Source organism: Kitasatospora sp. NPDC088779 (genome assembly GCF_040685395.1).
In the GTDB taxonomy this organism is placed as follows: domain Bacteria; phylum Actinomycetota; class Actinomycetes; order Streptomycetales; family Streptomycetaceae; genus Kitasatospora.
In genome coordinates this window covers 65,441-89,875 of the sequence record NZ_JBFBHW010000020.1, presented here as the reverse complement: position 1 = coordinate 89,875, position 24,435 = coordinate 65,441, and the positions used below count along the sequence as shown (strand labels likewise).

Genomic DNA, 24,435 nt, shown 5'->3' with positions numbered 1-24,435 from the left:
TGACGATTCGGGCAGCTTCCGAGGGAGCGGTCACACGTGCGAGAAGCGCCCCTACGATGTGGCGGATGAACGGCGACACGGCGGCGCGCACGCCCACTGGTACAGACCACACCGCGCAGGATGGCGGCGACGTGGCCGGCCTGCCGTCCTCCGCCGTCCCGGCTCCGCGGCCCGCCGACCAGGCCGGGAGCCCCGCGCGGCCCGACCAACCCGACCAGTTCGACCGCCCGGACCAGCCCGACCAACCCGGCCGACCCGACCAACCCGGCAGCGCCGCGCGCAGCTGGCGCGAGCGGCTGGCCGGGTTCGGCTACGCCGGCCGCCCGGTGGCCCCGCTGGCCGAGCGCCTGGTCCCGCCGATGCCGGACGGCCCCGGGGTGACCCCGGCGGTGGTGCCTCCGTCGCCGCTGCTGCTGCGGCTGGGCGTGTCCGTGCCGCCGGCCGTGTGGTCGTGGCTGTGCCGCTGGTCCGGCTGGCTGGGCCCGATCGCGGTGGCGGTGTTCGCCGGGATCCTGCGCTTCACCAACCTCGGCCAGCCGCACGCGATCATCTTCGACGAGACGTACTACGCCAAGGACGCCTACGCGCTCTGGCACGGCGGCTACGAGATCAACTGGCCGGACGGCACCAACGAGCAGATCATGACGCCCGGCGCGGCCGTCCCGTACCGATCGGCGGCCTCCTACGTGGTCCATCCGCCGGTGGGCAAGTGGATCATCGGCGCCGGCGAGATGCTGTTCGGCATGAACCCCTTCGGCTGGCGGTTCGCGGTGGCCCTGCTCGGCACGCTGTCGGTGCTGATGGTGGCCAGGATCGCCCGCCGGCTGTTCCGCTCGACCCTGCTGGGCTGCGTGGCCGGCCTGCTGCTCTCGGTGGACGGCCTGCACCTGGTGCTCAGCCGCGCCGCGCTGCTGGACCTGGTGGTGATGTTCTGGATCCTCGCCGCCTTCGGTTTCCTGCTGCTGGACCGCGACCGCACCCGGGCCCGGCTGGCCGACCGGCTCGGCGGGGTGCCGGACGCGGTGCTGGCGCAGCGGGCGAACCTGGGCTGGCGCCCGTACCGGATCGCGGCCGGCGTCTGCGTCGGCCTGACCTGCGCCACCAAGTGGAGCGGCCTGTACGTGGCGGCGGCCTTCGGCGTGATGACGGTGCTGTGGGACGTCGGCGCCCGCCGCCTGGCCGGGGCCCCGCGCCCGTACCTGGCGACGCTCGCCCGGGACGTGGTGCCGGCCTTCGTGTCGGTCGTGGTGGTGTCGCTGGTCGTCTACGTCACGTCCTGGTGGGGCTGGTTCGCCAGCAGCAACGTGCCGGGCAAGGGCGGCTGGGGCCGGGACTGGGCGGTGGGCCGCTCGACCGACTACCCGTGGATACCCGAGGGGCTGCGCGCCCTGTGGCACTACCACTCGACGGTCTACGACTTCCACACCCACCTGAGCGACCCGCACACCTACCAGTCGAACCCGTGGTCCTGGCTGGTGCTGGGCCGGCCGGTCTCGTTCTTCTACGAGTCCCCCAAGCAGGGCCAGAGCGGCTGCACGGCCGCCGAGTGCGCCCGCGAGGTGCTGGGCATCGGCACCCCGCTGCTGTGGTGGGCGGCCGTGGTGGCGCTGGTGTACTGCCTGTGGCGCTGGGTGGCGCGGCGGGACTGGCGGGCGGGCGCGGTGCTGTGCGGCCTGGCCGCCGGCTACCTGCCGTGGTTCGCCTACCAGCAGCGGACGATCTTCCTCTTCTACGCGGTGGTGTTCGTCCCGTTCCTGGTGCTCGCGGTGACCATGCTGGTCGGTGCGCTGATCGGGCCTCCGGGGGCCTCCCGGGACCGCCGGATCATCGGTTCGGCGGCGGCCGGGCTGCTGGTGCTGCTGATCGTGTGGAACTTCCTCTTCTTCTTCCCGCTGTTCACCGGGCAGACGATTCCGATGGACGACTGGCGCCAGCGGATGTGGTTCAACAGCTGGATCTGATCGACACCGCTGTTCCCCGAATCGTCCGTATGCGGTGCACGACACGTACCAGATCCGTCACAACTCGCGGGCATTTCGTCGGCGCACCGATCGGCGCTGCCTAGGGTGGGGGGAACAGCGTGTCCGGCCCCGGTCGGTCGCGCCCGTCCGGCAGACCCTTGGGGGAACAGCACCATGCGCAGAGGCGCGAAGATCGGCATCATCACCGGCGTCTCCGTCGCCGTGCTCGCGGGCGGTGGCTACGGGGCGTACAGCCTGATGGGCGGCTCGGACTCCGGATCGTCCTCGGCGAAGAAGCCCCGCACGGTGGTCGCCGAGCCGCCCTCGGCCGAGCAGGCGACCAACGGTGCGAAGGACTTCCTGGCGGCCTGGGCGGCCGGCGACCTGGACAAGGCCGCCGCGCTGACGGACGACCCGGCCGCGGCCACCACCGCGCTGACGGCGTTCCGCGACCAGGTCAAGCCGAGCGCGCTGACCCTGGCCCCGGCCGGCCCGGCCACCCCGCAGGCCTTCGCGTCGGCCACCGGCACCCCCGCGCCGGCCAAGCCCTCCGCCGGAGCCTCGGCCACGTCGTCGGCGGGCGCGACCCCCGGTGCCACCGACTCGCCGTCGGCCTCCGCCTCGGCCGGCCCCGCCGGTGTGCTGATGGGCTTCAAGGCGCGCGCCGAGTTCGCCGGCACCAACCGGGTCTGGGACTACAACGGCTTCCTGAACGTCGTGAAGATGAGCGACAACACCCCGGCCGTGCACTGGGCGCCGACGGTGATCCACCCGCACCTGTCCGGCAACGAGACGATCGCCACCCAGCAGGTCTTCGCCCCGCCGTCCACCGTGGTGGACCGCAACGGCAAGCCGCTGCAGGGCGCCTCGCTCACCCCGGCGCTGCTGTCCACCCTCCAGGACAACGCCCACAAGCTGCTGCCGCCGGACCCGAACAAGGACCAGGACGCGGGCAGCGCGGTGGTGATCAGCGACCTGGCCGGAAAGGGGGCCTCGGACAAGCTGTTCACCATCGTCGAGCCCAAGCCCGGCAAGCCGTTCAAGGTGACCATCGACAACACCATCCAGGCGGCGGCCGAGAAGGCGATGACGGACCTGGGCGGCAAGTCCGGGTCGATCGCCGCGATCGAGCCGAGCACCGGCCAGGTGCTGGCCTTCGCCAACGCGCCGGCCAGCGGTCAGAACCGGGCCTTCACCGGCCTGCTCGCGCCCGGCTCGACGATGAAGATCGTCACCTCGACGGCGCTGCTGGAGGCCGGGGTCAACCCGGACACCGTGGTGGCCTGCCCGGAGAAGAGCAGCAACCCGGTCGCGATCCCGAACGACTTCCCGGGCGCCTTCCCCAACAACACGCTCCAGCAGGACTTCATGGTGTCCTGCAACACGGCCTTCATCAACCAGGGCCTGACCAGCCTCAAGCCCGAGACGCTGTCCAGCACGGCCAAGGACGTGTTCGGCATCGGCCTGGAGTGGAAGACCGGTCTGCCGAACACCGACGGCAAGGTGCCGCCGACGCCGGGCAGCAAGGACGAGCAGGCCATGAACTACATCGGCCAGGGCAAGGTCCAGATGAACCCGCTGGCCATCGCCTCGATCACCGCGACCGTCCAGAGCGGCGCGTTCAAGCAGCCGATCCTGGTCGCCGGCCTGCCGCAGCAGGCGGCGGCCCGCCAGATCGCGCCGGACGTCGCGGGCAAGCTGCGCGCGATGATGAACGCCACCGCCACCGGCGGCACGGCCAAGGACGTGATGGCCGGGATCACCGACAACGCGGGTGCCAAGACCGGCTCCGCCGAGGTCGCCGGCGCGACCACCACCAACAGCTGGTTCACCGCCTTCCGCGGCAACATCGCGGTCGCCGCCGAGGTGCAGGGCGGCGGCCACGGCGTGGACGCGGCCGGCCCGGCCGTCGCCTCGCTGCTCAAGGCCGCGGGCCGCTAGAACAACCCGTCCGGACGGAGCCCGCTCAGCCCCGTGGCAGGGCGGGCTCCGGTCTGCCCGGCAGCCGGTGCGGCGGGATCGGGCGCCGGCTGCTCCAGCGCCGGGCCGCCAGCCGCGGCCAGATCACCAGGACCACCGGCAGGGCGAGGTAGCCGAACCGCCCGGCCGGGGCGAGCATGAACGCGATCGCCAGCCCGGCGGCCAGCAGGTCGGCGGCCGCGATCGCGGACACCGGCGGCCGGGCGAGCAGCCAGATGGCCACCCCGATCCCGCCCATGGTCATCAGCGCCAGCGAGACGGAGTGCCCGGTCGGCCCGAAGCCGGCCAGCACCTTGCCGGGCAGCGGGCTGCCGGCCGGCGTGCGGATGGCGGTGAGCCCGAGCGGGAAGCGCACCACCTGCTCGCGCAGTGCGTCCGCCCGGGTCAGCGCGGAGGGCAGGAGCACGGCCAGGCCGGTACCGAGCGCGATCAGCGTGGTCCGGGCGGCGGGTCGGCGGCCGTACAGCCGCCACAGCAGCAGGGCGGCGACCGGCAGCGCCGGCCAGGCCGTCCACTTGAGGGTGCAGGCGAGGGCGAGCACCAGGCCGGCGCCGACGGTGCGGTCCCGCTCGGCGAGCGCCATGGCGAGGCAGCAGAGGCCGATCAGCGGCAGGTCCACCCCGCCGACGACGAGGGCCAGCGAGATCAGCGGCGAGGCGGTGAGCACGGCGAGCGGCAGCAGCGGCGCGCGCTCGCGGGTGGGCCGCAGCAGCCGCCAGCTGGCCAGCAGGCAGACCACGAAGGCCAGCGCGAACCAGATCCGGGCGTCCCCGGCGACCTGGGCGAGGTCGGAGCCGTCGCCCAGCAGTTGGCGCGGCATCCCGAACAGGGTCATGGCCGGCAGGTACGGGTTGTAGTCGGTGACCACCACCGGGTGCGGCAGGTACGGGCTGCCGGTGGTGAGCAGCAGGTGGGCCGAGCGTTCGACCACCATCACCTCGGACTGGTGGCGGCCCTGCACGGCGAGCAGGGCGAGCGGCGCGAGGACGGCCCCGGCGAGCGCGACCACGGCGGCGGCGCGGGCCGCGTAGCGGCGCGGCAGGGTGACGCAGAGCAGCCCGGCCAGGACGTAGGCGGGGGCCGCGATGAAACCCCACATCCGCTGGTTGGGCAGGTCGGAGACGAGCGGGAAGGCGGCCGCCCAGCCGGCCGCGATCAGGCAGCCGAGCAGTTGGACGGTGCGCATCGAGGCGAGTCGGGCGGGATTCAGCCGATCGGGCGTGGGCGGGAACGTGCTCTCGCCACGCTGGCGGGGGAACGGCCGACTGGAGAAGCCGAGGGGCGGTCGTCCTGGTCCGGACGGCGCTCCGGCAGGGGTCGGCGGGGCCGGCGTTCTGCTGCGGCCGGTGAAGCGGCCGCGCGGGCGGGAGAAGCCGGGCGTGCGGGTGCTCACCATGGTGGAAGGTTATGGGTGGTGGCCGGGCCCTGTCGCCATGGCGTGGGGCACGTAGCGGGAGGTGGCATGAGGGGGGCCGCCGGGTGTCGTGGCCGGCGGCCCCCCATGTCCGGATTCGTCCGGCTCAGCTGTTGCGGTGGCCGGTGGAGCTGTCCGCCGTGGCGGCCTGCGCCTGCTGTTCCAGCTTGGAGTGCTTGATGCTGTAGCCGAAGTAGACGACCACGGCGACGGCGAGGGCGATCGCGCCGGCCCGGAAGGTGTCGGCGTGCAGGCCGGTGATCAGGTAGGCGCAGAAGGCGACGCTGAGCAGCGGGACGACCGGGTAGCCGGGGACCTTGAAGCCGCGCGGCAGGTCGGGCTGGGTGCGGCGCAGGATGATCACGCCGATCGAGACGACCGAGAAGGCGATGAGCGTCCCGAGGCTGGTGATGTCGGCCAGTTCCTTCAGCGGGACGAAGGCGGCCAGCGCGCCGACGCCGAGGCCCACCACGAGGGTGTTCCAGACCGGGGTGCCGGTGCGCGGGGAGAGTTCGGCGAAGCGCTTGGGCAGCATGCCGTCGCGGCCCATGGAGTACAGGATGCGGGTCTGGCCGTAGATCACCACGAGGGTGATGCTGAAGATCGAGAGGATCGCGCCGATCGCGAAGACGATCGAGGGCCAGGTCTGGCCGGTGATGTCCTGGAGGATCTGGGCGAGGCCGGCCTCCTGGCCCTGGAACTTCTGCCACGGCTGGGCGCCGATGCCGGCGAGGGCGACCAGGATGTAGAGCAGGGTCACCACGACCAGCGAGATGATGATCGCCAGCGGCAGGGTGCGGCGCGGGTTCTTGACCTCCTCACCGGCGGTGGACACGGCGTCCAGGCCGATGAAGGAGAAGAAGATGCTGGAGGCGGCGACCTGCACGCCGCCGATGCCGAGCGGCATGAACGGGGTCAGGTTGCCGGAGTGGAAGCCGGTGAGCGCGACGCCGACGAACAGCAGCAGGATCAGGATCTTGATCCCGACCATGGCCGCGTTGACCTTCACCGACTCGCTGACGCCGCGGATGAGCAGCACGCAGACCATCGCGACCAGCAGCAGCGCCGGCAGGTTGAACCAGTGGGTGTCGTTCGGCGCGCCGGACAACTGCTCCGGGATGGTGAAGCCGAAGGTCAGGTCGAAGAACTTGTTCAGGTACTCGGCCCAGCTCACCGCGATCGCGGAGGCGGAGACGCCGTACTCCATCAGCAGGCAGATGCCGACGCCGAACGCGACGCCCTCGCCGAGGGTGGCGTAGGCGTAGGAGTACGAGGATCCGGAGACCGGGATCGCGGAGGCCATCTCGGCGTAGCAGAGCGCGGTGAGTCCGGCGGTGACCGCGGCGAGCACGAAGGACAGGATGACGGCCGGGCCGGCCGAGGGCACCGCGCTGCTGAGCACGAAGAAGATGCCGGTGCCGATGGTGGCGCCGATGCCGATCGAGGACAGCTGCCAGAGGCCGATCGTGCGACGCAGGTGGATGCCGGAGCGTCCGCCCTCCTCGGGCGCACCGGCCGGGAGGCCGTCCCGGCCCTCGCTCTCGGCGATGAGGGACGAGACGGGCTTGCGTCGCAGCAGACGCGCACCGAGAGAGTTGCTGGTCACAGCTGCGGTCCTTCTGGGCGGGGGAGGGTGTCCTGGCGGCCGGTCACTCGACGCGTCATGGGGTGTCATCGGGGACCAACCGAACAAAGATGGGACAGTACCCCGCGAAAGCACCAGTGTCGCAAACGAACAGTCCGGATCGGCGCATTGTACGAATTGGCGCATGAGTCTATACAAACCGGACACTTCGCAGACGGCGGATTCGCCGTCCAGCAGCTAAGGCAGCAGTTCAGCGGCCCAGCACCGCCCGCATCACCGAGCGGGCGATCGGCGCGGCCAGCCCGCCGCCGGTGACGTCCGTGGCGTCACTGTCCGCGATCACCACGGCCACCGCCACCGGCGGCACCGCGTCCGAGCCGGCGGGCTTGGCCCAGGAGATGAACCAGGCGTACGGCGTCCCGCTGTTGTCCACCCCGTGCTGCGCGGTGCCGGTCTTGCCGCCGACCACCGCGCCGCCGATCCGGGCGTTGCCGCCGGTGCCGTTCTCCACCACGTCGGTCATCAGCTTCTGCACCTGCCCGGCCACCGCCGGGGTCATCGCCCGCCGGTACACGGCGGGTTTCATCAGCTGCACCGCGGTGCCGTCGCCCTTCGTCAGTCTGTCCACGAGCTGTGGACGCATCACCGTCCCGTCGTTGGCGATCCCGGCCGCGACCATCGCCATCACCAGCGGGGTCGCCGCGGTGTCGAACTGCCCGATCGAGGAGAGCGCCACCTGCGACTGGTTCATCGTGGTGTCGAAGTTGGACCGGGCCGGGCGCACCGGCATGTCCAGCCTGGCGTCGTTGAAGCCGAAGTTCTCGGCCATCGCCACCATCGGGTCCAGCCCGGTCCGCACCCCGAGGTAGCCCAGCACGCTGTTGCAGCTGTAGACCATCGCGGTGTCCAGCGACTGGCCGGGCCGGTCGCACGCCGAGGTGTCGTTGACCAGCGGCGTGGTCGTCCCGGGCAGCACGTACGGGTACGGCGCGTCGGTCGGCGCGTCGGGGTCGGTGACCACCCCGGCCGCGAGCGCGGCCGCCGCCGTGACCACCTTGAAGGTCGAGCCCGGCGGGTAGGTCTGGCGCAGCGCCCGGTTGAGCATCGGCTGGTCGGTGTCGGCCTGCAGCCGGTTCCAGGCGGCCTGGTCGGCCGCGGCGGAGCCGGCGAAGCTGCCCGGGTCGTAGGACGGCGTGCTGGCCAGGGCGAGGATCCGGCCGGTGGCCGGCTCGATCGCGGCCACCGCGCCCTTCTGGCTGCCGAGCCCGCGCACCGCGGCCTCCTGGGCGGCCCGGTTCAGGGTGGTGTAGACGTCCCCGCCGGGGTTCTGCCTGCGGGCGACGGCGTCCCAGACCGCCCAGCCGGCCAGTCTGCTGTCCGTCCCGGACAACAGGTCGTCCTCGACCCCCTCCAGCTGGGTGTTGCCGTACGCCTGCGAGGCGAAGCCGGTGACGGCCGCGTACGTCGGACCGTCGGTGTAGGTGCGCTTGTAGTCGTACCGGCCGCCGGTGGGCTCGGAGCCGGTCACGGTGTCCGCGCCGACCCGGATGTCGCCGCGCGGCTGCGAGTACCGCTCGATGGTGAGCCGCTGGTTGGCGGCGTTGTGGTTGAGGTCCTTGGCCTGGAACACCTGCACCCGGGTGGCCTGGACGCACAGCGCCGCGACCAGCAGCAGGCAGAAGACGCCCGCGCGGCGCCCGGTGACGGAGATGCCCGGCAGGCCCTGCGGCCCGTTGCCCCGGGCGCGCGGACGGGAGCGGGTGCGCACCATCAGTCCTCCTCCGACACGGGCGCGGACACGGACACGGGCAGGACCGGGGCCGGGGCCGGGGCCGGCCGACGCGCGATGTCGCTCATCCGCACCAGCAACGCCACGATGATCCAGTTGGTGACCACCGAGGAGCCGCCCTGCGCGACGAACGGCAGCGTCATCCCGGTCAGCGGGATGAGGTCGAGCACCCCGCCGGCCACCACGAACACCTGGAGGCCGACGATCGCGGCCAGGCCGATCGCCAGCAGCCGCCCGAACGGGTCGCGCAGCGCGATGCCCGTCCGGAACCCCCGGGAGATCAGCAGCGCGTACAGCAGGAACACCGCGACGAGCCCGGTCAGGCCGAGTTCCTCGCCGATGGTGGCGAGGATGAAGTCCGACTTGGCGGCGAAGCCGATCAGCACCGAGTGCCCGTCGCCGAGCCCGGTGCCCAGTTCCCCGCCCCAGGCGAAGGCGAACAGCGACTGGGCGATCTGGTTGGCGCCCTTGCCCGCCGCGATCGAGCCCAGCGGGTCCAGCCAGTCCGTCACCCGGCTGTGCACGTGCGGCGAGAGCCAGCCCACCGTGACCGCCCCGACCGCCGCCAGGACCAGCCCGATCACGATCCACCCGGTGCGCGCGGTGGCCACGTACAGCATCACCACGAACAGGCCGAAGAACAGCAGCGAGGTGCCGAGGTCCGTCTCCAGCACCAGGACGCCGACGAACGCCGCCCAGATCAGCAGCACCGGCCCGAGCACCCGGCCGCGAGGCAGCTGCCAGCGCCAGACCCGGCGGCCGGTGAGCGCCAGCGCGTCCCGGTGCACCGCCAGGTAGGCGGCGAAGAAGACGGCCAGCAGGATCTTGGCGAACTCCCCCGGCTGGAAGGACAGCGGCCCGAGGACGATCCAGATCCGCGAGCCGTACACCGGCGGGAAGAAGATCGGCAGCACCAGCAGGACCAGCGCCACCAGCGCCCCGAGGTAGGCGTACCGCTGCAGCCGCCGGTGGTCGCGCACCAGCAGCACGACCGCGATGAACAGCGCCACCCCCAGGCTCGACCAGAGCAGCTGGGTGGAGGCCGCGCCGACGCCCGAGGTGGCGCGGTCGAGCCGGTAGATCACCACCAGGCCGATCCCGTTGAGCAGCACCGCGATCGGCAGCAGCAGCGGGTCCGCGTACCGGGCCCGCCGGCGGACCACGGCGTGCGCCAGCAGGGCGAGCACGCCGAGCGCGGCGCCGTACTCGGCCGCGTCGGCCGGCACCCTGCCGTCCAGGTTGACGCCGACCTCGACGTAGCCGAACACGGCGATCAGCACGGCGGCCAGGACCAGCAGCAGCTCGGTGGTGCGCCTGGTCGGCACCGGCCGGCTCGGCCGGGCTGCGGTTCTCGTCACGGCGGGGGGTGTCGCCACGGACCGTCCTGGGGGTCGCGGGGAGCCGGAGCGCTGTTCCGGGGGATGCCAATCGGAATGGACCGGCGACACGAAGCCGGTTCACCCAGGTTCGTCACCCTAACGAGCACTATCCATATTTATCGGCTTTTTGCTGCGGTGTGTCCGCCCTTGGCATGAATCCTCCGCTCACTCGGGCCGCCGTCCGGCCAGTGCCGCCGCCCCGGCCGCCGCCGCGGCCAGCAGGGCGGCGGCGGGCGGCAGTTCCGCCCACGGCACGGCGACCCGACCGGTGCGGGCCGCCGAGACCAGACCGCGGACCGCCGCGTTGGCCGGCGAGAGCGGCGCCACCAACGCCAACGCGGCCAACGCCAGCGCCAGCGCGATGCCGTACTGCGGCCGCGCCAGCACCGGCCGGTTCGCCAGCGCCCCGGCCGCCACCCCCAGCAGCACGCACACCACCGCGGCCGACGCCCCGGCCGCCAGCGCAGGTCCGACCGGCGGCTGCCGCTCCACCCCCGGGTTGGCCACCGTCCCGCTCAGCCACCACAGCGCCGCCACCTCGGCCGCCGCCAGCACCAGCCCGGCCGTCAGCGCCGCCAGCAGCGCGCCCAGGTGCACCCGCGGCGGCCCCGCCGCCGCGACCAGGCAGGCCCGCGAGGCCGGCGGCTCCGCCCCGAGCGCGCTGCGCACGTACCAGGCGCTCACCGGCAGCAGCACGGCCGCGCCGTAGCCGAGGTCGCCCAGCAGCGGGTTGCCCGCCGACACGCCCACCACCAGCAGCAGCGCGTACGCCAGGAACGGCGGCAGCCAGGCGTGCGAGCGCACCAGCAGTTCCAGGTGGTACCGGGTCAGCGCCCCGAGCTGCCTCACCGCCGCCCCTCCCGCTGCCGCACCGCCAGCACCCGGACGGCCGGTCGGCCGAGCAGCAGCCGGCGCAGCAGCGCTTCCGTGTGCGCGGCCGGCACGGTCAGCCGCACGGCCGTGCCGGCCAGCGGGGTGAGCCGCGGCGCCCCGGGCAGCCGGGGCGGCAGCGGGGTGCCGTCCGGGACGTCCACCTCGACCTCCGTCTCCGGGCCGCCGTCCGGCACGGGCCCCGCCTCCTCGGCGGGCCGCAGACCGCCGTCCGCGCCGACCTGGTAGGCGGCGCTGGTCAGCCCGGCCAGCCGGGCCGGGTCGTGGTCGACGAACAGCACCGCCCCGCCGTCCGCCGCCCGCTCCGCGGCCGCCTCGTCCAGCACCGCCCTGGCGTCGGGGTCGAGCCCGGTCCAGGCCTCGTCCAGCAGCAGGACCGGGGCCTGCGCGAGCAGCGCCTGCGCGACCGCGACCTTCTGGCAGGTGCCCTTCGACAGCCGGCTCAGCGGGGTGCCCGCCCGGTCCGCGATGCCGAAGCGGTCCAGCCAGTCCCCCGCCCGCCGCCGCGCCCGCTCCGCCGACAGCCCGTGCACCCGGCCCACCCGCAGCAGGTACGAGGCGGCGTCGAACGGCAGCGCGGGCGGGAAGCGTTCGGGCACGTACGCGGCACCGCCCGGGCGGGCCACCCGCCCGGCGGTCGGCCGCTCGATCCCGGCCGCCAGCCGGAGCAGCGTCGACTTGCCGCTCCCGTTCGCCCCGGCGATCCGCACCAACTCCCCCGGCCCGACGGCGAGATCGACCCCGCGCAGGACCCATCGCCCGCGCCGCCCGTACCGTTTTCCGACCCCCGTCAGCTCCACCGCGCCCCCATTCCCGCCCGGACTCGCACGAAACCCGCACGGAAGGCTATCCAGCCCGGGTAGGGCGGACGTAAGTCCGCGCAGCCCCGACCGCCTTTCCACGCGCCGGAGTTCACGCCGTGGCGAGGTGGCACACGATCCGCTCTCGTTTGGCCATCGCGAACTGATGATCCCTAGGATCACCGGGTGACTACCGGACGACGACCAAAGACCAGGCTCGGCAGCCTGCTGGGCGCCCTGGCGATAACGGGCGCCTCGCTGCTCATCGGCCTGCCCGCCCACGCCGACGAACCATCAGCCGGAGCCGCAGCGCCCAAGGAGGCCCCCAGGGTCGACCTCGTCCTGGACGTCAGCGGCTCCATGAACGAGCGGGACATCCAGGGCAAGAGCCGGATCTCGGTGGCCCAGCAGTCCCTGAACGACGTGATCGACGCGCTGCCCGCGGAGACCGAGTTCGGCATCCGCACCCTGGGCGCGAACTACCCCGGCAACGACAAGACCCAGGGCTGCCAGGACACCAAGCAGCTGTACCCGGTCGGCAAGACCAACAAGGTCGAGGCCAAGACGGCCGTCGCCACCCTGCGGCCCACCGGCTGGACCCCGATCGGCCTGGCCCTGCGCGGCGCGGCCCAGGACCTCGGCAAGGGCGAGACCACCCGCCGGGTGGTGCTGATCACCGACGGCGAGGACACCTGCACCCCGCCGGACCCCTGCGACGTCGCCCGTGAACTCGCCTCCCAGGGAATCCACCTGGTCGTCGACACCCTCGGCCTGGCCCACGACGACAAGACCCGCCAGCAGCTGCTCTGCATCGCCAACGCGACCGGCGGCACCTACACCGACGTCCGCACCCAGGAGCAGCTCACCGACAAGGTGAAGCAGCTGGTCGACCGCTCCAACGACACCTACGCGGTGACCCCGGTGAAGACCTCCGGCGCCGACAAGTGCGAGAGCGCCCCGGTGCTCGCCCCGGGCGTGTACAGCGACCGCGAGAAGTTCTCCGAGCACCGCGTCTACAAGGTCCCGGTCAAGTCCGGCCAGGAGCTGCGCGCCTCGGTCAGCGTCGGTCTGGACCGCGCGGTGGCCCGGGACTACGGCGTCCTGCTGCAGGCCACCAGCGCGACCGGCCAGGAGCTGGTCCGCGGCACCGACGCCGGCAGCAGCCGCACCGACGTGATCTCCACCGGCCTGCGCTGGTCCACCAGCGACTCCAAGGGCTACATCACCACCGGCCCGACCTCCTCGTCGAGCGCCAAGCCGGAGACCACCGTCTGCCTGGTCGTCAGCAACTCGCTGGCCCCGCAGGCCGGCGTCCAGGCCGACCCCGGCCTGCCGCTGGAGCTGACCGTCGACCTGGCCACCGCCTCGTCCGCCCCCGAGGGCGCGGCGATGGGCCTGGGCCGCGGCTGGATCCTGCTGCTCACCCTCACCCTCGCCGGACTGCTGTTCGGCCTGGTGTTCGGCTGGATCGCCCGCTGGCGGATCTCTGTCTGGCGGGAGAACTGACCATGCGACCGACCACGCGCACGACCCTTCGCGGCGCCCTCGCCGCCCTCGCCCTGCTGCCCGCCCTCGCACTGGCCGCCCCGACCGCCTCCGCCGCCTCCCCCTCGCCCTCGGCGAGCGCGAGCGCGAGCGGCGCCCCGGCCCCGGCCACCAAGGCCGGCACCTCCTTCCTGACCGCGACCAACCTCTCCCCCGGCCAGGACGCCAACGTCGCCGCCTCCACCGGTGACTACCTGTACTGGGCGTTCGGCGCCTCCGAGGGCCAGACCCCGACGATCGGCCTGACCGTCAACCTGGCCCCCGCGACCGACCGGCACGGCCCGCAGACCTGGTCCGCCGAGGTCTTCGACGGGCTCCGCCGCCGCCAGTCCTGCACCGCCGGCACCCAGAACGCCACCGGCGACCAGAACACCGGCACGCTCACGCTGAGCTGCACCCTGCGCGAGATCCGCTCCTGGGCCGAGCCGTGGTCCGGCGACCCGCTGCCCGGCACCTACTACGTGCGGCTCTCGGTCAGCGACGTCCCGCAGACCGACCTGGGCCTGGCCACCTCCGTCCAGCTGCACGTCAGTGCCAAGGGCAACGCGGACAACGCCCAGCCGGAGGGCGGCGAGCTCAAGGCCCCGCTGGTCCCGCCGGCCGGCGGCGGCGCCAGCACCGCCAAGGCGGCCGCCCCGGTGGCGGCCGAGGAGCACTGGTACACCGGCTGGTTCTCCGGCTGGAACAGCCGCTGGTACTGGACCATCGGCGGCGGCGCCCTGGCCGCCCTGGCGGGCGTCCTGGGCTACAACCTGACCCGGCACCCACGCGGCTACCGCCCGCCCCGCTACGGCGCCGTCCCGCCGCAGTCCGGCACCCCCCAGCCCGGCCCCTACGCCGGTTCCCAGCGCCCCTGACCCACCCCGCCCAACCCTGAGGGCCGACCGGACTCCCCCGGCCGGCCCTCGGCCGTTCCCGCTCCGGTTCCCGCTCCCGCCCCCGTGCGCGACCGACCGGCGACCGGGACCGTCCGAGGGCCTCGCCGCCGCCCGGGCGGCCGGCGAGCCGGGGCTCGGCCCGTGGGTGATGCTCGGCAAGACCTTCAAGGGGCTGACCGAGCGGACGCTCGCCTGGCAGACCGCCGAGTTGCTCGCCCGGGAGACCGGGCGGGACGCCCGGACGGTGCTGGTCCGGCCGGAACTGGTCGTCGAGGTCGCCTTCGACGGCCTCCAGCGCGGCCCCCGCTACCCCGCCGGGCTGGCCCTGCGGTTCACCCCGGGTGGTGCGCTACCGGCCGGACAAGAGCGCCGCCGAGGCCGACACGGTGGCCTCCGCACGGGAGTTGGCCACCGCCGAAGGCTCTTGTGAGGCCGTCCGCGCGGCCTGGTCCGCCGACCCGTCCGGCGAAGTACCGCCGGTTGAAACGCATTGCGCCGCAATGGGGGTTCACACACAGGGGCCGAGTCAGCCATTCTCGATCCGGCCACCGTACCCCTCCGTGAACGGACCAGCGACGGCTAGGTTGACCGTGACAACGAGAGGCGGCCGCCGGGCAGCCGGCGCCGCCCTGGCGAAAGGTGCCCGACATGCAGGTGAGCGTCGACCGGGACCGTTGCTGTAGCTCCGGCATGTGCGTGATGAACGCCCCCGCGGTCTTCGACCAGGACGACCGGGACAGTCTCGTGAGACTCCGTCAGACCGTTCTGCTGCCCGAGCAGTTCGACGACGTCAGACTCGCCTCCGAGCTCTGCCCGGGCCGGGCGATCACCGTCACCGGGGACGAGCCCGCACGGACCGGGGCCTGACGGACCCCCGCCGCCGGCCCCGCAGGCCGCGCCGGGAACCTTCCCGGGCCCCGAACCCCACGAGAACACCCGCGACGTGAGGAGACCCCCGCCTTGACCACCGCATCCACCACCCCCGTCCTCCCGCTGCCGGCCCGGCACTCCGGTGGCTGCCCGTTCGGCCCGCCGCCCGCGTACTCCGAGGCCGCCGCCACCGGGCCGGTGACCAGAGCCGAGCTGCCCGACGGCGACCTCTGCTGGCTGGTCACCGGCTTCGCCGAGGTCCGCACCGTGCTGTCCGACCGCCGGTTCAGTGCCGACATCCGCCACCCGGCCTTCCCGCTGCTGGTCGCCGGCGCTCGCGAGCTGATCACCGACAATCCGGACTTCCTGCGGCTGGACGACCCCGAGCACGCCCGCCAGCGCCGCATGATCACCGGGGAATTCCTGGTCAAGCGGGTGGAGGCGCTGCGCCCGGAGATCCAGCGGATCGTGGACGAGGCACTGGACCGGATGACCGCGGGCCGGACCACGGCCGACCTGGTCACCGACTTCGCGCTGCCGGTGCCCTCGCTGGTGATCTGCCTGCTGCTCGGCGTGCCGTACGAGGACCACGACCGCTTCCAGAACCTGAGCCGCACGATGCTCAGCCGGGAGAGCACCGTGGAGCAGCTCCGGGAGGCCCAGGAGGAGGTCCGGGACTACCTTCGCGACCTGACGGCCCGCAAGCGCGCACAACCGGAGGACGATGCCCTCAGCCGACTCGCGGCGCGGGACGACCTGACCCCGGACGACGTGGCCGGCATGGGCGTGCTGCTGCTGGTCGCCGGGCACGAGACGACCGCGAACATGATCTCGCTGTCGACCGCGCTGCTGCTGGAGCACCCCGAGCAGATCCCCGGCCTGGCCGACCCGGCCACCCTGCCGGGCGCGGTGGAGGAGCTGTTGCGGCTGCTGACCATCGTGCACACCGGCCTGCCCCGGGTGGCGCTGGAGGACGTGGAGCTGGGCGGCGTCACCGTCCGGGCCGGGGAGGGCGTGATGGCGATGCTCTCCACCGCCAACCGGGACGAGGCGGTGTTCGGCGGCGCCGGCCATCGGGCGACGGACGAGCTGGACCTGGACCGGGACGCCCGGCGGCACCTGGCGTTCGGCTTCGGCGTACACCAGTGCCTGGGCCAGCCGCTGGCCCGCGCCGAACTCCAGATCGCCCTGGAGACGCTGTTCCGCCGGCTGCCGGGGCTGCGGCTGACCGGCGAGCGCGAGTTCCGTACCGAGTCGTTCATCTACGGGATGCGGTCACTGCCCGTGGCTTGGTGAGCGGGGCCCAATGGAGAACTCTCACTGGAGTACCAGGCGGAGCTGTCCGGGCGATCATGTGCGGAGCCAGATGACGAGAGCGGCTGCGGTGACGGTGCCGAGGTAGACGTATCCGCGCTTGTCGTATCGGGTTGCGACCACTCGGGCGTGCTTGAGCTTGTTGATGGCCTGTTCGACGGTGTTGCGCTTCTTGTACCGCTTCTCGTCGAAGGCCGGTGGGCACCCGCCGCGTGAGCCTTTGCGCAGGCGGGCGGCCTGACCGTCCGCCTTCTCCGGGATCGTGTGCCGGATGCCGCGCCTGCGCAGGCAGGCGCGGCACGGGCCGCTGCTGTAGGCCTTGTCGGCGGCCACGCTGTCGGGCGTCTTCCGGGGCCTGCCCGGCCCTGTCCGCGGGACACGGATCTTCTCCAGTACCGGCGGACGCGTCGCCCAAGCGGTCCTGCTCGCCCTGATGGTCTTCATGATCGACCTGTTGACCATCCAGGACCGGCTCCGCACCAGCAGCCCCGGGCTGACAGCGGCGAACAGCATCGAGGACTACGACGGCCTCACGCCCGCCCCCGCAGACTTCAACGGCCTGCCCCCGCCGCACAGCTGACGAACAACTCGCAGACACCCCGAAGTGGCCTACCCCACAAAGCCGTTGGCCCGCCGCTCGACGGCGGCTTCCGCACGACCGCAACAGCTCAGCCGACCCCGAGAAAGCCCGCGCAGTCGCGTGATCTACGTCACGAAGCCCCATCGCCATCGCACGCCGCCTCGAACAGACCCGCCCAAAGCAGAAATCCCGCCCGACCGAATCGGTCGAGCGGGATCTCGTGACCACTCACGAATCAGACTCGTGAGTGGTCGTTGGGTGGAGCTGAGGGGATTCGAACCCCTGACCCCCTCGATGCGAACGAGGTGCGCTACCGGACTGCGCCACAGCCCCAACGAGAAGAAACTCTAGCACCTTCCGGAGGGGGGCCGTGACCACCCCCGGCGATGCGGCGCTGGTCCGGGGGCCGGGGAGGTCACTCGTTGGCGGCGCGGGGGCGGGCCTCCGGGGCCGACGGTTCGGCGTACTGGTCGAACAGCGGGGTGTTGCGGGCGGACTCGGCGGGGCGGCCCGCGGTCCAGGTGCCGGGGGCCGTCAGGTCGAGACCGCGGGAGACCCGGGGGGCGACCGGCGCCGTGACGTACGTCGGCAGCGGGACGGGCACCGGCTCCCAGGAGTCCGGGCCGGCCGCGCCGCGCTCGCGCATGCCGTCGACCCACTCCTCGTGCTCGGTCGCCTCGGCCACCGCGGAGGCGGACGGCGCGGAGACGGCGGCCTCGCCGGGGTCGGCGGCCAGCCGCAGGTGCGGGCGGCGCCCGGCCCGCCCCTCGGCGGCCGGGGCCTGGGCACGAACCGGGGCCTGGGCCCGGACGTGGGCCTGGGTGTGGACCTGGGTGTGAGCCTGGGTGTCAACGGCCTCGGCCGGGACGCTCCGGGCCGCGGCGCGCTGCTGCTCGCGCTTGCGCAGCCGCTCGGCCGCCTGGGCGGCCCGGGCGCGGTCGAGCTTCACCTCGTAGCGCTGGCGCTCCAGCTTGCGCAGGTGGCCGATGTACAGGGTGAGGAGGATCGCCGGGACGGCCGGGACCCAGAGGAAGGCCAGTCCGGCCACCGCCGCGACCACGGCGCCGAGCGCGAAGGCCAGGAAGAGGGCGGTGACCATCCGACGCCGGCGGGCCAGCAGCCGGGCCCGGCGCTGCGCCCCGCCGTGCGGCGCGGAGCCCGGACGCTCTCCCCGGGCGCCCCGCTCGGGCGAGGACGAGGATGCGGGCGAGGACGCGGACGCGGACGCGGGCACCGGCGCGGGCGGAGGCTCGACGGAGGGCGGGGACTCGGGCCCCACGGCGGGCGGCGCGGAGTCCGCCGCGGGGTCGCCGGAGGCGGCCCCGTCCCGTCCGGGAGGGCCGTCGCTGCTGTGCTCGTCGTCACGCGGTTCGTCGCCCAGGGCCCGGGCTGCCCGCCGCTCCAGCCCCGAACGCCCGGCCAGCAGGCGGATGGCGGTGCTGAAGCGCTCCGTCGGGCGCGCCTCGTTGAGTTCGTCCTGCCTGCGGAGCCACATCGGCACCAGATAGGCGGCCCAGGCCCCTACGATGACGGCGTAGATAAGGCCGCTACTGCTCACGATCCACACCGTACGGGCGCCGGGAAGGCCTGGCAGCAATTTGGCTCGGCGTGTCGTGTGATCAAGCTGATTCTCCGACTATTTTGCCGGTATTTGTGCCAGTCCGCCGTCGCGACGATGCCATATCGATATTTGTTTCGAACATATATTCAATTACTTGACTCGTGACCTGAACTGATCGACCGCCAGCGTTCCAGCATCCCCTCCGGCACCTCCTCGGCGGTCAGCGCGTACACCAGGTGGTCCTGCCAGGCGCCGTCGATGTGGAGATAGCGCGGGCGGATTCCCTCCGAGCGGAAGCCGAGCTTTTCCACCACCCGGCGGCTCGGGCCGTTCTCCGGACGGATGCAGACCTCGATCCGGTGCAGGCCGAGGGTGCGGAAGCAGTGGTTGACGGAAAGCGCCACGGCCGTCGGCATGATGCCCCGGCCGGCCACCGCCTCGTCGATCCAGTACCCGACGTTCGCCGAGCACATCGAGCCCCAGGTGATGCCGCCCACGGTCAGCTGGCCGACCAGCTGGCCCTTGTAGAGCACGACGAAGGGCAGCATCCGCCCGGCCGAGCCCTCACCGCGCAGGAAGCGCACCATCTGCCGGAACGTCGGGCGCGGCCCGGCGGCCTGCCCGGCCGGACCGGGCGGGACGGTCGCCTCCCAGCGGCGCAGCCAGTCCCGGTTGCGGAGGCTGACCTCCTGCCACTCGCGCTGGTCGCGGGCCCGGATCGGGCGCAGCGCGACCTCCCCCTCGTGGAGTTCTACCGGCCAACCGGCGTTCAGTGCGTTCTCCCGGAAGCTGGTGCGTCCGGCCGGGGGTGGTCCCCGCCGCCGAGCTGGTCGACGGCGTGGACGAGCAGCGGTTCGAGGACGGCCAGGCCGTCCTTGACGCCGCCGGTCGAGCCCGGCAGGTTGACGATCAGGGTACGTCCGGCGAGCCCGGCCAGCCCGCGGGAGAGCGCCGAGGTCGGCACCTTCTCCCGGCCGTACGCGCGGATGGACTCGGCGATGCCGGGGACCTGCCGGTCGATCACCCGGGCGGTCATCTCCGGGGTGAGGTCCATCGGCGAGATGCCGGTACCGCCGGTGGTGAGCACGACGTCGTAGCCGGCCGCGACGGCCTCGCGCAGGACGGCCTCCACCGGCTCGCCGTCCGGGACGACCCGGGGGCCGTCGGCGGTGAAGCCCATCGCGGTCAGGCCGGCCACCAGCAGCGGGCCGCCCCTGTCCTCGTAGACGCCGGCCGAGGCCCGGTTGGACACGGTGACCGCAAGGGCCCTCATCCGCCCGGACCCCTCGGTGGTGAGCTCGCTCCGCCCGTTCACTCGCCCGCCTCCGGCGCGAACCAGTCGCCGCTCTTGCCGCCGGTCTTGCTGAGCACCCGGACGGACTCGATGGCAGCGCCCTTGTCCACGGCCTTGACCATGTCGATGACGGTGAGGCCGGCCACCGCGACGGCGGTCAGCGCCTCCATCTCGACGCCGGTGCGGTCGGCGGTCCTCACGGTGGCGGTGATCTCGACGGCGTCGTCCGCGACCGTGAGGTCCACCGTGACGCCGGAGACGGCGATGGGGTGGCAGAGCGGGATCAGGTCGGGGGTCTTCTTGGCGCCCATGATCCCGGCGATCCGGGCCACCGCGAGGGCGTCGCCCTTGGGCACGCCCTCGCCGCGCAGCAGCTCGACCACCTTCGGGGAGACCCGGACCCGGCCGGCCGCGACGGCGGTGCGCGCGGTGGTGGCCTTCTCGGAGACGTCGACCATCCGGGCCGCGCCCTGGTCGTCGACATGGGTGAGGCGGTCGCCGGGGGGAGGTGTCGTCACGGGTGGCTCCAGGGGCACGCAGGTCGAATACCGCGCTACCGTACAGCTCCCCCGCCACACCCCGTGGGAGGGGCCTGGTCCGCGAGACATGTCCTAGGAACCGAGCAGGACCACGTCGACCTCGCTGCCGGCGGGCAGGGCGGTGACGGCCTCGGGGACGGTGATCAGGCAGTTCGCCCGGGCCAGGGCGCCCACCAGGTGCGACTCGGCGCCGCCCACCGGCTCGACGGTGCCGTCCGCCGCCGAGTAGCGGCCGCGCAGGAACTGCCGGCGGCCGGCCGGGGAGCGCAGCGCCGCCGGGCAGAGCGCGCGGACCACCGGGCGGTGGACGTCGGCGGCGCCGAGCATGGTGCGGATGACCGGGCGGACGAACAGCTCGAAGGAGATGTAGGCGCTGACCGGGTTGCCGGGCAGGGCGAGCAGCGGCACGCCGGCCGGGCCGCCGATCCGGCCGAAGCCCTGCGGCTTGCCGGGCTGCATCCGCAGCCTGCGGAAGTCGACGCCGCCGTAGGACTCGAAGACCTCCTTGACCACGTCGTACGCGCCGACGCTGACCCCGCCGCTGGTGACGATCAGGTCGGCCCGGCCGAGCTGGTCCTCCAGGACGGCGCGCAGCCGGTCGGCCTGGTCCGGGACGGCGCCGACCCGGTAGGCGATGGCGCCGGCGTCCTGGGCGGCCGCGGTGAGGGTGAAGCTGTTGGAGTCGGAGATCTGCCCGGGGCCGACCGGCTCGCCGGGCTGGACCAGCTCGCTGCCGGTGGACAGCACTACGACCCGGGGGCGCGGGCGGACCCTGACGGTGGCGCGGCCGATCGCGGCGAGCAGGCCGAGCTGGGTGGGGCCGAGCCGGGTGCCGGCCCCCAGGACCTTGGTGCCGGCCGCGACGTCGCTGCCGCGGTGGCGGATGTGGGCGCCCTCGGCGACCGGGCGCAGGACGCGGACCTCCTCGTCCTCGACGGGCGCGGTCATCGCGTCGGCGGGCACCCCGGTGCCGGTGCCGCCGTCGGTCCACTCGACCGGGGCGACGGCCTGGGCGCCGGGCGGGACGGGGGCGCCGGTCATGATCCGGGCGGCCTGGCCGGGCCCGACCCGGGGCAGTTCGCCCGCGCCGGCCGCGATGTCGCCGACGACGGCGAGCACCGAGGGGTACGGGTCGGTGGCGCCGGCGGTGTCGGCGGTGCGCACGGCGTAGCCGTCCATCGAGCTGTTGTCGAAGGGCGGCAGGTCACCATCGGCGAGGACGTCCTCGTCGAGCCGGCAGCCCTGGGCGTCGAGCAGTTGCAGCTCGATGGCGGGCAGCGGGCCGACCGCGGCCAGGACGTCGGAGAGGTGTTCGTCCACCGTCCAGAGGCGGGGGGCCGCCGGTGCCGGGTCCGTGGTCCCGTCGCAGCAGGCTGCGGCGGATCCGGTGGTGTGTTGGGTGGACCCGGTCATCGGCGGCTCGCTCTCTGTCGTCGTGTCAGTCCTGCAGCTCGGAGGCGACGAACTCGCGCAGCCAGGAGCGGAACTCCGGGCCGAGGTCCTCGCGCTCGGAGGCCAGTCGGACGATAGCGCGCAGGTAGTCCGCGCGGTCGCCGGTGTCGTAGCGGCGGCCCTTGAAGAGCACGCCGTGGACCTGGCCGCCGGCCTCCGGCTCGCGGGTGGTCAGCTCGCGCAGGGCGTCGGTGAGCTGGATCTCGCCGCCGCGGCCGGGCGGGGTCTCCCGCAGCACGTCGAAGACCAGCGGGTCGAGGACGTAGCGGCCGATGACGGCGTAGTTCGAGGGGGCCTCGTTCGTCTCGGGCTTCTCGACCAGGTCGGTCACCTGGAAGACGTCCTCGCCGAAGCCGTTCGCCTTGACGGCGGCGCAGCCGTAGAGGTGGATCTGGGAGGGGTCGACCTCCATGAGGGCGACGACCGAGCCGCCGAGCTCTTGCTGGACCTCGATCATGCGGGCGAGCAGCGGGTCGCGCGGGTCGATCAGGTCGTCGCCGAGGAGGACGGCGAAGGGCTGGCCGGCCACGTGCTGCTCGGCGACCGAGACGGCGTGGCCGAGGCCCTTCGGGTCGCCCTGGCGGACGTAGTGCATGTTGGCCAGCTCGACGGATTCGCGGACCCGGCGCAGGCGGTCCTCGTCGCCCTTGCGGGCGAGCAGCTCCTCCAGCTCGTAGGCGCGGTCGAAGTGGTCCTCCAGGGCCCGCTTGTTACGGCCGGTGACCATCAGTATGTCGGACAGCCCCGCGGAGGAGGCCTCCTCGACGACGTACTGGATGGCCGGCTTGTCGACGACGGGCAGCATCTCCTTCGGAGTGGCCTTGGTTGCCGGGAGGAAGCGGGTGCCCAGTCCGGCCGCGGGTACCACGGCCTTGGTTACCGGGATTCGGGAGTTGGTCGTCGTCATGCGTTTACCTTACTCAGGCACGTTTTCGCCCGGCCGAGCGCGGTCGACGGCTAGGACAGCACGTCGCGGGGCCCGGCCACGGCGGCAGGCGTATGGGAATTGACCGGCTGGGCGAGGGGGTCCCCGTCGGCACAGGGCGACAGACTACCCGGCTTTCCCGAACGGTCACGCTCGGCAGTCGCGTTGGGCCGCGCACCGGCGGCGGGCGGGGCGGCCGGCCGCGCCGCCGACCGGTCGCCGGGGCCCGGGCGGACCCGCCAGCAGTCGCCGCCGGCCGTCCTGGCCTCGGCGAGCGCGCGGTCGGCGGCGCGCAGCAGCACGGCGGCGTGGGTGCCGTCCTCGGGCAGCACGGCGACGCCGACGGCGGCGGTGAGGCCGTTGCCGTGGGCCGGGCGGGACTCGCGCGGGCCGGAGGACCAGTCGAGCAGCAGGTGCCGGCGGACCGACCAGACCAGGCGCTCGGCGACCTGCGCGGCGCCCTCGGCGCCGGTGTCCGGCAGCACCACCAGGAACTCCTCTCCGCTGTAGCGGCCGAGGGTGTCGGCACGGCGGATCTCCATCGCCAGCCGCTGGGCGAGGTCGCGCAGCACCGCGCCGGCGCGGCCGCGGCCGTGCTCGGCGACGACCGCGTCGAAGCCGGTGATCTCCAGCAGCAGCACGGCCAGCGGGCGCGGCCCTTCGGGCTGGTCGGTCCGCTCGGCGCGGCGGGCGCGCTCGATCTCGCGGTCCAGGGTGAGCTGCAGGTGGCGGTAGTTCCACACGCCGGTGAGCGGGTCGCAGGAGGCGGTGCGCTCCAGGTCGGCGCAGCGGGTCTCCAGTTCGGCGATCCGCTCGCGCAGCCGTTCCTGCCGGGCGGCGGCTTCGGCGCCGCCCCGGCGCAGCCGAAGCCCGAGCACGGTGGCGCCGGCCAGCGCGGGGGCGCTGAGCACGGCCAGGGCCTGGACCAGCAGCGGGGTGGACAATCGCGGCGCCCTTTCGCGTGTCAGGCTCTGCGCGTCGATGGCGCCGGCCGGCGGGACCGGTCGGCGGCACGGCTCGACGGCACAGAGTTGCGGAGGATCCGATGCACAACGAGAAGAGCGATCTGAGGACACGGCTGTTGACCCGGCGCCGCGCGCTCTCCGCCGAGGGGCGCGCGGAGGCCGCGCTCGCGCTGGCCGGGCACGCCGGGGAGCTGGCGGCGCCGGGCGCCACCGTGGCCGCGTACGTGTCGGTGGGCGCCGAGCCCGGGACCAGGCCGTTGCTGGACGCGCTGCGGGCGCGCGGGGTGCGGGTGCTGCTGCCGGTACTGCTGCCCGACAACGACCTGGACTGGGCCGCCTACCGGGGCCCGCAGGAGCTGGCCCCGGCCGGGCGCGGGCTGCTGGAGCCGGTCGGCCCTCGGCTCGGCCCGGAGGCGGTCACGGAGGCCTCCGTGGTGCTGCTGCCGGGCCTGGCGGTGGACCGGCGGGGGCTGCGGCTGGGCCGTGGCGGCGGCAGCTACGACCGGGTGCTGGCCCGGCTGGGGCGGGCGGGCGCGCGGCCGGTGCTGGCGGTTCTGCTCTACGAGCACGAGCTGCTGGACGAGGTGCCGGCCGAACCGCACGACCGCCCGGTGGACCTGGCGGTCACGCCCGCCGGGCTGCGGAGGCTGGGGTGAGACGGCGGCGGCCCCGCTCCGGGGAGGGAGCGGGGCCGCCGGGGTCGTGCGGGTCGT

General features: G+C 73.7%; 21 protein-coding genes, 1 tRNA gene and 2 pseudogenes. 9 read left to right on the top strand and 15 right to left on the bottom strand.

Annotation, left to right across the window (positions count from 1 at the left end; all coding sequences use genetic code 11):
• The first annotated feature begins 65 nt into the window (after positions 1–65).
• Positions 66–1,961: a phospholipid carrier-dependent glycosyltransferase gene (locus AB0P03_RS20740; RefSeq protein ID WP_363630154.1), complete on the top strand. Its 1,896-nt coding sequence runs from the start codon at positions 66–68 to the stop codon at positions 1,959–1,961.
• Positions 1,962–2,135: 174 nt separating this feature from the next.
• On the top strand, positions 2,136–3,902 hold the full coding sequence (locus tag AB0P03_RS20735; protein ID WP_363630153.1) for a penicillin-binding transpeptidase domain-containing protein: 1,767 nt from the start codon (positions 2,136–2,138) through the stop codon (positions 3,900–3,902).
• A 25-nt stretch (positions 3,903–3,927) separates the two neighbouring features.
• Here the strand turns inward: AB0P03_RS20735 and AB0P03_RS20730 are convergent, their stop codons facing one another.
• The 6 genes from AB0P03_RS20730 to AB0P03_RS20705 form a co-directional block, all read right to left on the bottom strand.
• On the bottom strand, positions 3,928–5,337 hold the full coding sequence (locus AB0P03_RS20730) for a glycosyltransferase 87 family protein (protein ID WP_363630151.1): 1,410 nt from the start codon (positions 5,335–5,337) through the stop codon (positions 3,928–3,930).
• 124 nt (positions 5,338–5,461) lie between these two features.
• Positions 5,462–6,961 carry an amino acid permease gene (locus AB0P03_RS20725; protein WP_363585344.1) on the bottom strand — a complete coding sequence of 500 codons (1,500 nt, stop codon included), beginning with the start codon at positions 6,959–6,961 and terminating at the stop codon, positions 5,462–5,464.
• Between the two features lie 229 nt (positions 6,962–7,190).
• Complete coding sequence (locus tag AB0P03_RS20720; RefSeq protein ID WP_363630149.1) at positions 7,191–8,711, bottom strand: penicillin-binding transpeptidase domain-containing protein; 1,521 nt, start codon at positions 8,709–8,711, stop codon at positions 7,191–7,193.
• Positions 8,711–10,087 carry an FtsW/RodA/SpoVE family cell cycle protein gene (locus tag AB0P03_RS20715; protein ID WP_363585346.1) on the bottom strand — a complete coding sequence of 459 codons (1,377 nt, stop codon included), beginning with the start codon at positions 10,085–10,087 and terminating at the stop codon, positions 8,711–8,713. The genes AB0P03_RS20720 and AB0P03_RS20715 overlap by 1 nt, the downstream gene beginning before the upstream one ends.
• A gap of 186 nt (positions 10,088–10,273) precedes the next feature.
• Positions 10,274–10,957, bottom strand: coding sequence for an ABC transporter (locus AB0P03_RS20710; protein ID WP_363630148.1), 684 nt, complete (start codon positions 10,955–10,957; stop codon positions 10,274–10,276).
• Positions 10,954–11,799, bottom strand: coding sequence for an ATP-binding cassette domain-containing protein (locus tag AB0P03_RS20705; protein ID WP_363630147.1), 846 nt, complete (start codon positions 11,797–11,799; stop codon positions 10,954–10,956). Before AB0P03_RS20705 ends, AB0P03_RS20710 begins: the two co-directional genes overlap by 4 nt.
• Before the next feature lie 258 nt (positions 11,800–12,057).
• Here AB0P03_RS20705 and AB0P03_RS20700 point away from each other — a divergent pair, with 258 nt between their 5' ends.
• From AB0P03_RS20700 to AB0P03_RS20680, 5 genes and pseudogenes are all read left to right on the top strand, one after another.
• Positions 12,058–13,305: a VWA domain-containing protein gene (locus AB0P03_RS20700; RefSeq protein ID WP_350877784.1), complete on the top strand. Its 1,248-nt coding sequence runs from the start codon at positions 12,058–12,060 to the stop codon at positions 13,303–13,305.
• Between the two features lie 2 nt (positions 13,306–13,307).
• Positions 13,308–14,201, top strand: coding sequence for a peptidase (locus AB0P03_RS20695; protein WP_363630145.1), 894 nt, complete (start codon positions 13,308–13,310; stop codon positions 14,199–14,201).
• 157 nt (positions 14,202–14,358) lie between these two features.
• Positions 14,359–14,617 (top strand): annotated as a pseudogene (locus tag AB0P03_RS20690) (ATP-dependent DNA ligase); the annotation flags it as partial.
• 253 nt (positions 14,618–14,870) lie between these two features.
• Positions 14,871–15,089: a ferredoxin gene (locus AB0P03_RS20685; protein ID WP_359896573.1), complete on the top strand. Its 219-nt coding sequence runs from the start codon at positions 14,871–14,873 to the stop codon at positions 15,087–15,089.
• A 93-nt stretch (positions 15,090–15,182) separates the two neighbouring features.
• Entirely contained in the window at positions 15,183–16,388 is a 1,206-nt protein-coding gene (locus AB0P03_RS20680) for a cytochrome P450 (protein ID WP_363630143.1), read from the top strand.
• Between the two features lie 54 nt (positions 16,389–16,442).
• On the opposite strand, the pseudogene AB0P03_RS20675 reads toward AB0P03_RS20680, so the two are convergent.
• A pseudogene (locus tag AB0P03_RS20675) lies at positions 16,443–16,805 on the bottom strand (transposase); the annotation flags it as partial.
• Between AB0P03_RS20675 and AB0P03_RS20670 the strand changes: the two are divergent.
• Positions 16,726–16,986: a hypothetical protein gene (locus AB0P03_RS20670; RefSeq protein ID WP_363585410.1), complete on the top strand. Its 261-nt coding sequence runs from the start codon at positions 16,726–16,728 to the stop codon at positions 16,984–16,986. The pseudogene AB0P03_RS20675 and the gene AB0P03_RS20670 overlap by 80 nt on opposite strands.
• A gap of 259 nt (positions 16,987–17,245) precedes the next feature.
• Here the strand turns inward: AB0P03_RS20670 and AB0P03_RS20665 are convergent.
• From AB0P03_RS20665 to AB0P03_RS20630, 8 genes are all read right to left on the bottom strand, one after another.
• A tRNA-Ala gene (locus tag AB0P03_RS20665) sits at positions 17,246–17,319 on the bottom strand.
• A gap of 82 nt (positions 17,320–17,401) precedes the next feature.
• Positions 17,402–18,544 (bottom strand): gephyrin-like molybdotransferase receptor GlpR, encoded by a 1,143-nt coding sequence (gene glpR / locus AB0P03_RS20660; RefSeq protein ID WP_363585351.1) that lies wholly within the window; start codon positions 18,542–18,544, stop codon positions 17,402–17,404.
• A 149-nt stretch (positions 18,545–18,693) separates the two neighbouring features.
• Positions 18,694–19,320, bottom strand: coding sequence for a GNAT family protein (locus AB0P03_RS20655; RefSeq protein ID WP_363630191.1), 627 nt, complete (start codon positions 19,318–19,320; stop codon positions 18,694–18,696).
• Positions 19,317–19,820 carry a MogA/MoaB family molybdenum cofactor biosynthesis protein gene (locus AB0P03_RS20650; protein WP_363619201.1) on the bottom strand — a complete coding sequence of 168 codons (504 nt, stop codon included), beginning with the start codon at positions 19,818–19,820 and terminating at the stop codon, positions 19,317–19,319. Before AB0P03_RS20650 ends, AB0P03_RS20655 begins: the two co-directional genes overlap by 4 nt.
• Before the next feature lie 38 nt (positions 19,821–19,858).
• Positions 19,859–20,299 carry a cyclic pyranopterin monophosphate synthase MoaC gene (moaC, locus tag AB0P03_RS20645; protein ID WP_363585407.1) on the bottom strand — a complete coding sequence of 147 codons (441 nt, stop codon included), beginning with the start codon at positions 20,297–20,299 and terminating at the stop codon, positions 19,859–19,861.
• Between the two features lie 153 nt (positions 20,300–20,452).
• Entirely contained in the window at positions 20,453–21,793 is a 1,341-nt protein-coding gene (gene glp / locus AB0P03_RS20640) for a gephyrin-like molybdotransferase Glp (protein WP_363585353.1), read from the bottom strand.
• 25 nt (positions 21,794–21,818) lie between these two features.
• Complete coding sequence (galU, locus tag AB0P03_RS20635; RefSeq protein ID WP_363585354.1) at positions 21,819–22,739, bottom strand: UTP--glucose-1-phosphate uridylyltransferase GalU; 921 nt, start codon at positions 22,737–22,739, stop codon at positions 21,819–21,821.
• Between the two features lie 50 nt (positions 22,740–22,789).
• Positions 22,790–23,701, bottom strand: a complete 912-nt coding sequence (locus tag AB0P03_RS20630; protein ID WP_363630141.1) for a GGDEF domain-containing protein — start codon at positions 23,699–23,701, stop codon at positions 22,790–22,792.
• 101 nt (positions 23,702–23,802) lie between these two features.
• Between AB0P03_RS20630 and AB0P03_RS20625 the strand changes: the two genes are divergently transcribed.
• Positions 23,803–24,378, top strand: a complete 576-nt coding sequence (locus AB0P03_RS20625) for a 5-formyltetrahydrofolate cyclo-ligase (RefSeq protein ID WP_363585356.1) — start codon at positions 23,803–23,805, stop codon at positions 24,376–24,378.
• Positions 24,379–24,435: the final 57 nt, after the last annotated feature.

Bases quoted from the DNA above. Each gene is read 5' to 3' on its own strand.
- AB0P03_RS20720 (WP_363630149.1), bottom strand. From the start codon at position 8,711: ATGGTGCGCACCCGCTCCCGTCCGCGCGCCCGGGGCAACGGGCCGCAG.
- AB0P03_RS20685 (WP_359896573.1), top strand. From the start codon at position 14,871: ATGCAGGTGAGCGTCGACCGGGACCGTTGCTGTAGCTCCGGCATGTGC.
- AB0P03_RS20740 (WP_363630154.1), top strand. From the start codon at position 66: ATGAACGGCGACACGGCGGCGCGCACGCCCACTGGTACAGACCACACC.
- glp (WP_363585353.1), bottom strand. From the start codon at position 21,793: ATGACCGGGTCCACCCAACACACCACCGGATCCGCCGCAGCCTGCTGC.
- moaC (WP_363585407.1), bottom strand. From the start codon at position 20,299: ATGGTCGACGTCTCCGAGAAGGCCACCACCGCGCGCACCGCCGTCGCG.
- AB0P03_RS20625 (WP_363585356.1), top strand. From the start codon at position 23,803: ATGCACAACGAGAAGAGCGATCTGAGGACACGGCTGTTGACCCGGCGC.
- AB0P03_RS20695 (WP_363630145.1), top strand. From the start codon at position 13,308: ATGCGACCGACCACGCGCACGACCCTTCGCGGCGCCCTCGCCGCCCTC.
- AB0P03_RS20650 (WP_363619201.1), bottom strand. From the start codon at position 19,820: ATGAGGGCCCTTGCGGTCACCGTGTCCAACCGGGCCTCGGCCGGCGTC.
- AB0P03_RS20730 (WP_363630151.1), bottom strand. From the start codon at position 5,337: ATGGTGAGCACCCGCACGCCCGGCTTCTCCCGCCCGCGCGGCCGCTTC.
- AB0P03_RS20735 (WP_363630153.1), top strand. From the start codon at position 2,136: ATGCGCAGAGGCGCGAAGATCGGCATCATCACCGGCGTCTCCGTCGCC.
- galU (WP_363585354.1), bottom strand. From the start codon at position 22,739: ATGACGACGACCAACTCCCGAATCCCGGTAACCAAGGCCGTGGTACCC.